Origin of the sequence: Rummeliibacillus sp. SL167 (assembly GCF_007896505.1) — a bacterium.
Taxonomy (GTDB): Bacteria; Bacillota; Bacilli; order Bacillales_A; family Planococcaceae; genus Rummeliibacillus; species Rummeliibacillus suwonensis.
Genome location: NZ_VCBM01000004.1, coordinates 20,422 through 32,681 on the forward strand (window position 1 = coordinate 20,422; position 12,260 = coordinate 32,681).

A 12,260-nucleotide genomic window follows, 5' to 3' on the forward strand; every position below is an offset into this window, starting at 1 on the left:
CTAAGCAGAAGCTGCTGTCTGCATAAGCCCGATTGATTCGACTAATACACAGTGAGCAATAAAAACCCCCGCGCTGCGTAAAGCTCCATTATGTCAAAACATTTGGTAACCCATTTTGCGTAAGATTTTCATCACTATACCGGAAATAATAGCTCCTACAAGGCCACTCGCAAGAATAAGAATATCCGCAGGCTGTAATGATACTAATTTATGTCCTAAAGCAGAAAATGCCGTCCCTGCTTTAAAGAAATAATCTAGGAAACTAACATCGTCCACAATAAAAATGACTACAATAGGATACAGAATAGCCATAAACCATGTAGATCGAAGCAACATATTCAATAAGAATCCAATTCCAAAGAACATGACTAAAAAAATTAGCATGGATAGGATTAATTGGATAATAGAAAATCCACCAGTCATATGTTCGAAACCTCCATATTCTCTCACATAAGTGTAACTGATTGAGGCAACGCTTTCAATGACTAGGTATGTTTTTCTATCAGTTTGTCGAAAATCTGTCAACTAGAAGAACAATTTATAATCAGTATAGCCAAATATATTATCTCGATCCATGCCTTCCAATGTTGCTGGTCTTGTTTTTAATGGCAAATCTACTAATTGAAGCAATAGCAGTGATGTACGCGGATCTTCTTTTAATGCCTGTGGAGACATCCAGCATGCTTCATATAATTCATCTAGTTGAACTTGAATTTGCTGCTCTTGTGTATGAGCGGTTAAATAAAAAACGACCATATTATCACTAATATCATATTTGATAACACCGGTTCTTAAACCTAATAGTCCCTGCATAGAAGCCTTAATCCCTGTTTCCTCCAATAATTCACGTTGACAGGCTTGATCAACGGTTTCTCCAGGTTTCACAAAACCAGCTGGTATCGACCACATACCATCTAATCCGCCATATCGTTTCATCACAACTAGCCATTCACCATTTTCGTTTTCGACTAAACCAGCTACACCAAGCCAAACTCTTGTACGTTCTTCGCTTTTTATGTAAATCACCTCTTCATCTAAGTATTTTTGTTTTCCTATATCTTATTTCATCCATTAGTCCTGTGTGATGAAGTATGTTTAGCTAAGAAAAAACCTCTTTAATCCATATTATATGAACAATATATTATGAATCAAAGAGGATATTGACGATCCAAATTCACAATTTTAAGGTCGTTATCATGTGTATTTGAGATCCTATACATATAATTTATAATCAATCCTATCTATTGACATTCCAAACTTATTTTACTCACTTGCTCATCAGCATTCTTCTGGTGTACCAGCATTCTTCGCTGTCCTAAAAGAGCTTCCACATCCACATGAGGCAATGGCATTCGGATTGTCAATGGTGAATTAGAATACATACTTCAAAGAATGGAAAATGTTGATTTATCAACGTTTATAAGTATTTTATAGGATTATTAATCACAAATAAGAATGTAAATTGCATTCTCTCGTGATTGTAAATGTTGTTAACTTATTAGTACCATTATAGTGAAAGTTATTATATTTGTCTATTATACTTATTTTTGCAATTTATAAATCAACAATCCATTTTTAGTATTATCAATACCAATACATGTTAAATTTGTATCTTTATAATTGATTGTAGAGTTTACTGTATACTGTTGTCTAATAGCTTCATTATCTTGTATAGTCAAATAAATGACATCATCTAATTGATTAACTGCTTGATCAGATGTATTACTAAAATTAATCTGCTCAACAATACAAGCATACTCGCCATCAATGACAGTTTCATATTCATAGACAGGTCTATTCAAATCATCATAACCAATCAATATTTTTTCTTCGTGACTTGTGACAAGATGCCAATTGCATAATCTGCATTTAACTTTATACTTATCATATCTTTTAACTTGCTCATCGTAAATTGTAATGTATGTATGATTATCTATTTTAGCATATGCCCCTTGTACAATTGGCTCAAGACTATGTATATATTTTGTATCAAATTCTTCAATTATTGGATTTGTTACTAATACTTTGCGTTCTACATCATCTATAAGTACATTTTGACCAACATTATCAATTAAAAATTGAACATCATCAATCATTTTTGAATAACCCCCTTCCATATTTTGACCTGAGGTACTGATTCGGTACTTCACCCTATCTTAATCATTAAATAGCATAAAAAATGAAGTATCATTCGTATTATTTTCCTCATTTTGCAACTTATCTATTTTAGCTTGTAGTTGATCAATGCGAGCCATTAAATTTTCATGGTACTGACTTACTGTCATGTCATCTAGTTTATAATCTTTCATTGAATTAGGATTGTTAGCAATAGATTCTAAAATTGATAATGCAGTAGCATAGATTTTACGCTTATTGCTGATTGAATTAGATTGATAGACTTCTGTCGCCATTAAATCATTTTCATCTAAGTAAATTTTGTACTCATCATCTGTTAATGTGATACCCTTTACTTCCATTTTTAAACGTTCAATATTTAACATTATTCATTCTCCTTTCTTAAGAGTAGACATTTTGTCGTTTCTACAATAAAAAACAGAGTTGCATTATACAACCCTGTCATAGATAGTTAATGTTATTCTAACTCTTTTTGATTCTTAGTATCATATTTTTTCTTCAATTTTTTTACATCAGTTGGTAAAGTTATAGATAACTCTTCTTTCTTTTGTTCAAATTGGTTATATAAATCATTGATATTTCGATTAAACTCAAGCAATGATCCAGATGGATATAATGCCTGATCTAACATTTTAGAGTATATTCCATATATTTGTTTTAATACTTTATAAGATTCATTATAATCGTCTGGGGGATTTTGTAGTGCTTTCATCATATTTCTTATTTTCTTTTGACCGTTTTTACGTTCTTTTACAGTACCATTTTCTGACAAAATATCATGATATGTAGTTAATTGCAAATTAAAATCTCTTCCATCGTCTATTGCATCATTCCAAACATCTGAACTTCCATCTGCTACAATACTAGCTAACAAAAATTCCAATTGAATTTCCGCAGAAGTTTTTGCTAGTTTTTTAGCATATTTTTCTTTCTGATCTTGTTGATACTTATACCAACTATAACCACCACCTCCAATGAATGCGATAGTAACAATTATTATAGTTGATATTATTAAACCTTTTTTACTTTTGCGTTTAGAATGGTATTCTTGATAGTCCGTATTCTCCACTATATCAACTCCTTATAATTAAAATTATAAGTAATTAAGGATAATATTGTATATTAATAATTTGACACACAATAAAAAATTTTTTCGTGTGTATGTAAGATGACTTGCTAGAGCCATTTTATAACAAATAGAGTGATTGAATATTACTATAAACTACAAATAGTTACTATATTTTAATGTATATATTTTATAAAATAAGCACCATTTTAATGTATATTGATGTATATTATATTCACTTTAGCTTCCGATAATAAAAGATTATGTCAACCAAATTTTTACATAAACGCTTTAATATCAACGTTTTTAAGTGATATATAATTAGGGTTATATATCACTTTTATACATTGCGATTATATCAACGTTTATAACCTGCACTATTTCATCATTTCCCAAAAATAATGTATAAAATGAAGTGAATTAGAATAGTAAATAGTTGATTATTTTATATAGGTCAATATTCCTACTTCTCATTATATGGTAATTAATGGTATGAAATTCAAATTAAAATTGGACTAAAAATAAGAGGAAAATGGACAAAAATCGGTATTATTTATTGCTAAAATTGATACAGCGTTATTATGCTTACAAATTAAGGCTATAACAAGGAACGTGCAAGATAGCATTATACTATTCACACTATTCCCCGTCATATCAACATTCCTTCTTAATTATTTCCCATTCATTTATTCATTATTTCCCGCTGTTCCATTTCCATTCTCAACTACATTACTATTATTCTCAACTGTACTTTTATGTATTCTTTCTAATTCCTGTACACTGTCATTTATATATGGTGACTTCTCTAATACGCTTTCTAAACTCATAGATTTCATTTCATATAACGTTTTAAGGTTATTAATCACTTCTGTATCATTGCTAGGAACATCATATGAGAATTGAATATCTAACGTTTCAAACTCATTATCTGTAAAGTTTTTACCTAAATAACCTAATAAGATACGATACTTGTTAAGTCGTTCCTCGAATCCATCTCTCAAATAGTTCTCATTAATTTTAGCCTTCACATTTGCCAAACTGAATAAAATTCTAATAGAAACTTCTGAAACATTTGCTATTTCTGCTTTGTTCATAGCCACAGCAGGTGTACTACTAATAGCAAATAATGTTTGTATTAATTTATCATATAAAGCATTAAACGCTTCAACATCTAATTGAATACTTGCAAACTTAAACTCTGAGCCATCATCTAACTGTACACCTTGACCAACAATATTAGTTGCTATGCCATTACCTTTTAATTCTTGACCACTTACAACAGGAATAGGATTCATATTCTTATATACAGTATCAGTAAACTTAGATAATACATTCTCAATCTCATCTAATATGAATATCCAATCATCTAACTCACTCTTACCTTTTGTATGTGATAGTTCATTATCCGTCTTATAGATGATAGGCAACCCACTTAGATTAGAATACTCACCTACAAGATATAACTCTGTACCTTCATTAGAATACGAACGTACAACATCTTTCTCATAGACTACATAATACGAGATACCATCATTCACATAAGATTGTACAAATGCTAACAACTCATTGTTATGATCGTAAATTGGATAACCTTCTTCTGTATCAATGATACGTGACTTAATCTTTCCATCTTGTATATATAGATACTCGTATGCTTCACCATAACTCAATAAGTTGTGTAGGATTTTAACATTGATTCTGTCCATCTTACCTTTGCGATTAATCTCATTGATGGCTTTAACTACTTCTTCTTTGCCTGTATACACAACTGGCTTACTCAATAAGAATGACTTTTGAAAGTTAAGTAACGTTTTAGCATAACTCACAACAATTTTACGGGGGTTATAAGTCTTACCGTTATATTTATATGCAGGACTATTTAAAATAGCATGTGTACCGTTTAAATACTCTTTTTTACTATGTATATCTTGTACTCTCATTTGTTGCGTTGGCTCTGATACTAACTCTACAAACCAATCATTTTTATTTTTATATTTTACTTTTATATACTCGTCTAAATTCAAATCGAATCACCTCTATTATTAATTTTTTCTATTTTATCTACTCGACTTTCTAATTTTGCTAAACTTTGATTAATTCCATCTAATGCAATCGCTGTCTTTTCTTGTGATTCGTTACTTCTTTCTAAATGATTCATCAATTTAGATTCTCGTTTCTCAGATTGTTTCATGACATAAATTATCATATAAATACATACAATTGCCCATACTGCTTGACTTGTTGCAATATCTGTTAATACTTTGATGTCCAAATAGCCACCTTCTTTCATTATCGATTAGGAGGACAGAACAAAATTGTACCGCCAAAAATTAATAAAACTGATGTGAATAATGTTCCTATCAGTTTTATAGATGATATCCCCAAAAGTGGGGTAATGAATTTCTACTTTATGTACTAAATATTCTTAGATTGAGTTAGCGATAGCAATGTATCTTTTATAGTGTCCTGTTCTGGGACACCCTTGGTTAATAAAATTATGGGTGAACAAAACGTTACCCCAGGTCAAAAAATTAAATAGCTACATAATATTTATTCTGTTTCATTGCCTGAATTGCCATTGCAGTTGAAATGACCAAATCATCATGATTATTATTTCCCTTTTTATTTCCCATTTTCCCATTTACATCTTGAAATATTTTCATTTCGTCCAACGTTTCGAGAGAATGTATTAGTATCAAATTACATTCAAAATGTTCTTTCATATCGTTTACAATAATCGGCTTCGATACATTAGTCGTCATAAAGCCCAACTGATATACCTTTTTACTTCTTTCGTTAAATATCTTTTGTTTTAGTAAATTCTCATATCCATATTCTTTTCTCAACTTTTCTAGTAAGGGCAGACCATAACTGTTTCTTTCTACTGCTAAAAAGGCATAATTAAAATACCTACCTAAATCATTCACTACTTGAGCGAATTCGTAAACTGGCACTTTATTTGAATAGAATACTGCACATTGCTCCCCATCTGCATTAAATATACTAATTGTACTATTATCTCCCCCAACCCCTGACGCCACGTCTATACCGCCAAAATGACGCATTTTAGCAATCGGAAAGTTATAAATAAACAATGACTTATTCAAATATTTATGTAGAGTAGACGGTAATTTTTCTTTGACTTGCTTAATATGTATAGGTTTCTTTGCATGATTAAATCGAGTCAATATTTTATCTGTATCAAATACACTAATATTAGATGTACTAAAAGCCACTTCAGGAGTAATAGGGAACTCTCTATTCCACTTTTCTAAACTATTTAAGGTTATATAGTATCGTCTATACATCAATTGTCTATATGTACAGTTATATTTCTCTTTCAATTCTATTTCATCTTGCTCTAAGTCGTTATAACTCATTCTTTTACCCTTATTATTAACTTTAAACCATTCTTCGGCTTCATCAAAACTATGCTTGAATTGTTTCTCGTACGCTTTAGCTAGCCATGAATAGAAGAAAGGTTTCCATACACTATCTGTTGTCCTATATGCTTCCATAAACAACTCTTGATAATAGTTAAAGCCCATTGCTGTCGACTCAATGATAATCGAACTATCAGGATTTTTTGCTAATGCTGGGATAGCAGTTGCTATTATTTCTTCTTGAACGTTTTTAGGATATTTAGCCATTTCTGACAGATGTATAACTTGAAATGTATTTCCTGAAATGCTGTCTGTTCCTTCTGCTGTTGCTACAACAATTCTACTACCATTTACAAAACTTAATTCATCTCTATTATCAATAGTCGTTTTTGGGAATATATCAAACTTATCAAATGGTAACGAATTATACATCTTTTTTAATTTACGCAATAATGATTGTGTAACCTTTCCATTATGCGTCATCATCAAGTAAGATGTATCTGCTTTAGTCATAGCACTGTACAACATATAAGCTAGTGACAGCGTTGTAAAGCCTATTTGTCGCCCTTTTAGTATAATATTAAACTTTTCCATTTCATCTATGAATTGTGATTGCTCAGGGTTCAATACAAAAGGTACACTCTCATTATCATTATTAATAATCTTGATAAAGTTTTTAGCATATAGTTTAAAATCATTTGTAATCTTATCTAACTTTTGTTTTTTTGTTAAAGTCATACAACTACACTTCCAAACTTAATCCGTCATCATCTGCAACCTCATCCACTTTTGTAAAGTATTGTTTAGCTAATTTTGATTGTTGTTGTAAATCTTTTTGTAATTGTATAAATAGTTTAATACTCTTTTCATCACCTTTTTTGGCTTGTTCTGATACAATTTTATAAATGTCCTCATAGTCTTGTATCGCTTTAGTATTGAGATATAGCGTAACTAACATTTTATATTGATCTGTTTTTTCCCATCTGTAAAAACTGTTCATTGTTTGACGCTGGACTGATTTTAAAAACTGTTCTTCTGTTTTGAGCGGTTTAGACTTATCAAAAGCTAAATCAGGGAATTTATACTTAAAGTACATAGCATTTTCCCATCTCACTTGTTTAAGCGCTTCTTGTATATTCATGATTTTATCATCTCCAATTATTTTTTAAAATTAAAAATCTCACTGCCGACTTTTCGACCGTGAGGTAGTTTATCTATCTTAGTTAAATTTAATTGACTTTTAAAATAGGTCTGCTCATGAGCAACCCCTAATTGAGTAATAATATTGGTGGAAGGGGGTGAGCGTAGCGAGGGGGAAACGTTGACATAGCGGAACAAACTTGTTTGTGTAGCCTATGTTTCCCCCTATATTACTACTATTATTAGTTGATTATTAATTTAATAAAAGTTCAAAAGATTGAGTTGTACAGATAAAAACCATCTGTCCAACTTGTTCAGCAATAAATTGCTTCACATAATTAATTTCTTATTGACTTTAACTCTACAATTCAACTATAATTAGCCTATACATAAACCAATCACATTTTTAAAAAGGTGACAATTTTGGTGTCAAGCTCTTATAAGAGGTTCACATCAATTTTGTCACCCCTCTATTTTATGCAATTCAAATTATCTCATAGCTATTTTTTAAGCCACGAAATAATTCTAATTGTATCAGAAAAAAAGTTAGACATTTTAAACTATTTAGTAATATTTTATATATAAATACTTTGATTTGTCTAACTTTTTTATCAACTAAATAATTCTAATTGTATTAGCTAATTGATTAACCGAATATTTCTTCCCAATCTCTATCTGTAACATTAAGTTGCTCAAGTATTTCATTATCATTTGTTGATTCTACTTTTTTAACAGTTACATCTTTTCTAGGCTTACCAAATGCTGTAGGTGCTTTTTGTTGCTTAATTTGTTTTGGTTGTTCTTCAACGATTTCTAATTCAGTTTCAATGTCCATTTTCTTCTTATTCTTTTTCTTATTGTCAACTCGGCTTATTAATTTATCCATATTTTCCTTGTGAATTCTTATAAACTTTTCAATTTCATCAGGTTTCCAACTATTTAGGATAAAATGTTCAAAATTAAAGCCACCCTTACCATTTCTTTTTCTATAAGATGACATAAAGTAATATCTATTCATGTTATATATCATCTGATTGACATAGTCTTTATCAAAGCCTAAAAATTTAGCCATTTTAGCAATTGACATCCAACTTTTATGCTCTTGATTTTGTGACCATTTAACAATCAAACAGTACAAAGCATAGTATTTTTCATTCAACCCTTTATCCTCATACAATTGAAACAAAGACAGCGGAACAAATATATAATACTTATTATCATCTTTTTTAAAATCTTCAATAGGGAAAGTATCAATAGCAGTAATGATAAGTATATCTTTATCCTTAATATTACCATTTTCATCTATTAAATATTCCCAGCGTGATACATTTTCAAGTTTAATAATTTTAGCGTTTTTCATTTTCTTCAACAACTCAAATATTTCATCAGTTTTATATTTAGTAACCTTTCTCAACATTGAGATAGATGTGATAAATGTATGTTCATTTTCCTGATTATGTATTCTAAACTTGTATAATTTAAAGTATAGATTTAAACCTTTATATGTAATTTTCTCATATACATTTTGCTTTCTATCTGATTGATCGAACCATGCTGAATTAATTTTGATTGAGTTGAGTGTGTAATTAAATTTCATAATTGATTACCTCCAAGATTATATAGATTAAATTATAGTTGAGTAGAGTATAGTTGATTTATTTCTAACTCCACTTTTAAAACTTTTTAAAATGGGAATTGTAAACTTATTAAATTATATATTCTATTAACTTAGTTAATTATATCCCTTATATTCTCAAAATATCATCAGAATTGTATATAAAAGTGTACCCATTTAGTAAAATATCATCAACCATATTTTTACATAAATCGTTGTAACCGTTGGGAGAGTAAGGCTCATAGCACTTTTATAATTGGTGCGTGGTATATCCGATATTTGACGAAAATATCATCAGAATTGTATATAAATATGTACCCATTTATTAAAATATCACGATTTTTGTAAAATATCAATACCCATTTAGTAAAATATCATCAAATATTTTTAAAATACTTATATATCAATACTTCAACGTGTCGGCAAAAAATCAAAATATCACTGAACGTATTTTTTATGTTGAGTAAATATCATGATTTTTGTAAAATATCAATGTAATTGTTTATATTCATTTAATGCTTTTTGTAAATCATCATTTTTGTAAAACATACTGAAAGTTTTATCTGTGTTAGGATTCTTTGCAATAGTAATATATTCTAACATTTTAGTATCGTGTAAATATGTAAATAATTCTTTATTATAGCAAAAGAAAAATTGTGTCCTATCCATTCTAATTACCTCTTTCTTATTTAATAGTTATAAAGGGTGGCAAATTACCACCCCTATTGTTATGTATGTATTCCTATAAGTATGTAAATGAAGCACTATTCTTACTCGTATAAGCTAACGATATAACATTATCAGGTAAACGTTCTTTATTAATATCATTTATGTGTCCAACTTTACATTCTTTAATTAATTCAAATTGTTGATCGGGAATATATAGTTTCCAATTCAAATATGGTTGAATGGCTTTTAAATCAATATTTGTTTCAAGATAACCATTGTCATTGATATGTATGTTTGCATTTAACTTATATTCTTCTTGAAGCTCATAAAAATAGGATTTTGGTCGTTGTTCTAAAATATCGTACAACTCACTAAATCCCATTAATTCTAACCAATCTGTATGTATGTTCTTGAAAAAGCTATTACTTGCATAATGACCTTTAAAACTAGAATCAACTGCAAGTATAATTTCCTTACCCAGTTGAGTTTTTGGAAGTGGAATATCATAATAAGCCATAATCAACATTAATGTGCTGAAAGGGTATTTCTTATAATAACTTTTATCAGCGGTTATTCCCTTGTATAGATTCATATTAAAGCAATTAGGGTTATACTTGCTACTATTAAATTGTTGGCTTAAATGATTGTCAAATGTGCGAAAATTTTTAATAAAAGCCATATCAACACCTATTATTTTATTTCCTGTTTTCTCAATTCTATAGAAATTTTCAAAGTCAAAAAAGTAATTTGGTTTCCATTTTCCACCTGTTATATCTTCTAACAGATTGCATGATATTGAATTATCACTATCAGTACCAAATATCAAATCTCGTTCTAAATTTAATTCTTCAATTGTCCATTTTGAAGCTTTATCTTTATAGTATTGTTTCATAATGTTAGCAAGAGTAAAATTCTCCTACTAATTCTTCTTATCTCATAAATATCCTAATAACCACATTCCCAAAACGGTAATGAGAAATGTTTTCTCCTTGTATATCCTCGGTAAAATTTTATTAATTATCATCAATTAATAAACCGAAGTCACAAGAAGAAAGTAGTTATATCGAATTTTGTATAACCTCTCACGTTTTACACCTCGATTTCTATATTTTTAGATTTAATAATTTTCAATGTAATTCTTATAACGTGAATATAATTTGTCATTCCATTTATAATGATCATTCTCAAATATACTTATGTATGCTTGAGTGACTTCTAAATGACTAGCCACTTCTCCTTGTGGTATTTTTTTGCGTTTGCGTAACATGATTAATTGCTCCTTTTCTGTAAATTTCATACTATTTTCTCCTTTTTGATTAAAAATATAGGGGGTCTGCGCATTTTTGAGCAACCCCCTTTTTTATGTATTATTCAGTTACAGTTAAAACGGCAACTGCTTTTGGTGATCCTACTTTTAATGAGTATTCACCGACAATTTGCCCTTTTGTAGAGTCTCCTGTTTTTGCTAAACTTTCAAACGTAGCTTCACGCAATGCAACGGGACGTACATAAGCATCGTTGAAGAATACAATTTTATCAGATGGAACATGTTTAGAAAGTACAAATTTAACGTTACCGTAGTTTGTAGCAATTTCATCAACTAATAGACCAAAAGAAGTGGTTACGTGTTGATAAGAGTAACGATCTTTGTAAATTGCATCTACTTGTTCTTTTAAATCAGCGTTGATAAGTGCATATACTTGTCCTTCTGATAAGTTTTGATCCCACAATTTTCGCATTGCTTGTTTAATTGTATCTTCTGTTACAGTGTTTGCAACTGTTACTGCATTGTCAGCGTCTGCAAACGAAATAATACCGCCCATATGACGGATAAAATCACCTGTAGAACCATCTGCTTTTAGTCCATTGATTAATTTTGATTCCAAATTTGTCTTGAGTTCAAGTAATCGGTCAGCCACTTCTTCGCTGAATTTTGTAGATTGCATTGCTTCCGCTGTACCTGAAATAGATACCGCTTTTTTGAAAATTTCAAGAATATTTGTGATTTCACGTTTAGTTGATTGTTGAAATACAGTAGTATCTCCACCTTCCACCGCTGAAATATCTGCTGTATTATCTAAAGTTTTTTCTTTCCAAGTGTAAACCGTTGATAATGCTTTTTCGACACCTTTTGACAACAATAAAGAAGTAAATGGTGTAGCTTGTACTCCAAGTAATGCCAATTCATTGCTCAAAGAAATTTGTTCAGTTTCCGTAAAATTTTGTGATGTAAACATATTAATATCAATCT

At 29.8% G+C, this 12,260-nt stretch carries 13 protein-coding genes and 1 pseudogene; all 14 read right to left on the reverse strand.

Going from position 1 to position 12,260, the window contains the following annotated elements; genetic code table 11:
- Nucleotides 1-93: 93 nt before the first annotated feature.
- Nucleotides 94-423 carry a YuiB family protein gene (locus tag FEZ13_RS15380; RefSeq protein WP_146550725.1) on the reverse strand — a complete coding sequence of 110 codons (330 nt, stop codon included), beginning with the start codon at nt 421-423 and terminating at the stop codon, nt 94-96.
- Between the two features lie 102 nt (nt 424-525).
- Complete coding sequence (locus FEZ13_RS15385) at nt 526-1,026, reverse strand: NUDIX domain-containing protein (RefSeq protein ID WP_312753347.1); 501 nt, start codon at nt 1,024-1,026, stop codon at nt 526-528.
- A 252-nt stretch (nt 1,027-1,278) separates the two neighbouring features.
- Nucleotides 1,279-1,371, reverse strand: a pseudogene (locus FEZ13_RS15390) (iron-sulfur cluster assembly accessory protein); the annotation flags it as partial.
- A gap of 170 nt (nt 1,372-1,541) precedes the next feature.
- The gene (locus FEZ13_RS15395) at nt 1,542-2,150 is read right to left on the reverse strand and encodes a hypothetical protein (protein ID WP_146553420.1); all 609 of its coding nucleotides are present in this window, start codon (nt 2,148-2,150) and stop codon (nt 1,542-1,544) included.
- A gap of 6 nt (nt 2,151-2,156) precedes the next feature.
- Nucleotides 2,157-2,501: a hypothetical protein gene (locus tag FEZ13_RS15400; protein WP_146553421.1), complete on the reverse strand. Its 345-nt coding sequence runs from the start codon at nt 2,499-2,501 to the stop codon at nt 2,157-2,159.
- Between the two features lie 92 nt (nt 2,502-2,593).
- Nucleotides 2,594-3,205 carry a hypothetical protein gene (locus FEZ13_RS15405; protein ID WP_146553422.1) on the reverse strand — a complete coding sequence of 204 codons (612 nt, stop codon included), beginning with the start codon at nt 3,203-3,205 and terminating at the stop codon, nt 2,594-2,596.
- 683 nt (nt 3,206-3,888) lie between these two features.
- Entirely contained in the window at nt 3,889-5,226 is a 1,338-nt protein-coding gene (locus FEZ13_RS15410) for a phage portal protein (protein ID WP_255473209.1), read from the reverse strand.
- The gene (locus tag FEZ13_RS15415; protein ID WP_255473210.1) at nt 5,223-5,474 is read right to left on the reverse strand and encodes a BhlA/UviB family holin-like peptide; all 252 of its coding nucleotides are present in this window, start codon (nt 5,472-5,474) and stop codon (nt 5,223-5,225) included. Before FEZ13_RS15415 ends, FEZ13_RS15410 begins: the two co-directional genes overlap by 4 nt.
- Nucleotides 5,475-5,733: 259 nt before the next feature.
- Nucleotides 5,734-7,323, reverse strand: coding sequence for a terminase large subunit (locus FEZ13_RS15420; protein WP_146553424.1), 1,590 nt, complete (start codon nt 7,321-7,323; stop codon nt 5,734-5,736).
- A gap of 4 nt (nt 7,324-7,327) precedes the next feature.
- Nucleotides 7,328-7,726: a hypothetical protein gene (locus tag FEZ13_RS15425; RefSeq protein WP_146553425.1), complete on the reverse strand. Its 399-nt coding sequence runs from the start codon at nt 7,724-7,726 to the stop codon at nt 7,328-7,330.
- 645 nt (nt 7,727-8,371) lie between these two features.
- Complete coding sequence (locus FEZ13_RS15430) at nt 8,372-9,322, reverse strand: hypothetical protein (protein WP_146553426.1); 951 nt, start codon at nt 9,320-9,322, stop codon at nt 8,372-8,374.
- A gap of 760 nt (nt 9,323-10,082) precedes the next feature.
- The gene (locus tag FEZ13_RS15435; protein WP_146553427.1) at nt 10,083-10,901 is read right to left on the reverse strand and encodes a hypothetical protein; all 819 of its coding nucleotides are present in this window, start codon (nt 10,899-10,901) and stop codon (nt 10,083-10,085) included.
- Between the two features lie 225 nt (nt 10,902-11,126).
- The gene (locus FEZ13_RS15440) at nt 11,127-11,306 is read right to left on the reverse strand and encodes a helix-turn-helix domain-containing protein (RefSeq protein ID WP_146553428.1); all 180 of its coding nucleotides are present in this window, start codon (nt 11,304-11,306) and stop codon (nt 11,127-11,129) included.
- 70 nt (nt 11,307-11,376) lie between these two features.
- The gene (locus tag FEZ13_RS15445; RefSeq protein ID WP_146553429.1) at nt 11,377-12,246 is read right to left on the reverse strand and encodes an SU10 major capsid protein; all 870 of its coding nucleotides are present in this window, start codon (nt 12,244-12,246) and stop codon (nt 11,377-11,379) included.
- Nucleotides 12,247-12,260: the final 14 nt, after the last annotated feature.

What these genes read in the sequence shown, in the direction of transcription:
- FEZ13_RS15440 (WP_146553428.1), bottom strand. Translation starts at nt 11,306, where the DNA reads ATGAAATTTACAGAAAAGGAGCAATTAATCATGTTACGCAAACGCAAA.
- FEZ13_RS15425 (WP_146553425.1), bottom strand. Translation starts at nt 7,726, where the DNA reads ATGAATATACAAGAAGCGCTTAAACAAGTGAGATGGGAAAATGCTATG.
- FEZ13_RS15400 (WP_146553421.1), bottom strand. Translation starts at nt 2,501, where the DNA reads ATGTTAAATATTGAACGTTTAAAAATGGAAGTAAAGGGTATCACATTA.
- FEZ13_RS15445 (WP_146553429.1), bottom strand. Translation starts at nt 12,246, where the DNA reads ATGTTTACATCACAAAATTTTACGGAAACTGAACAAATTTCTTTGAGC.
- FEZ13_RS15380 (WP_146550725.1), bottom strand. Translation starts at nt 423, where the DNA reads ATGACTGGTGGATTTTCTATTATCCAATTAATCCTATCCATGCTAATT.
- FEZ13_RS15435 (WP_146553427.1), bottom strand. Translation starts at nt 10,901, where the DNA reads ATGAAACAATACTATAAAGATAAAGCTTCAAAATGGACAATTGAAGAA.
- FEZ13_RS15420 (WP_146553424.1), bottom strand. Translation starts at nt 7,323, where the DNA reads ATGACTTTAACAAAAAAACAAAAGTTAGATAAGATTACAAATGATTTT.
- FEZ13_RS15430 (WP_146553426.1), bottom strand. Translation starts at nt 9,322, where the DNA reads ATGAAATTTAATTACACACTCAACTCAATCAAAATTAATTCAGCATGG.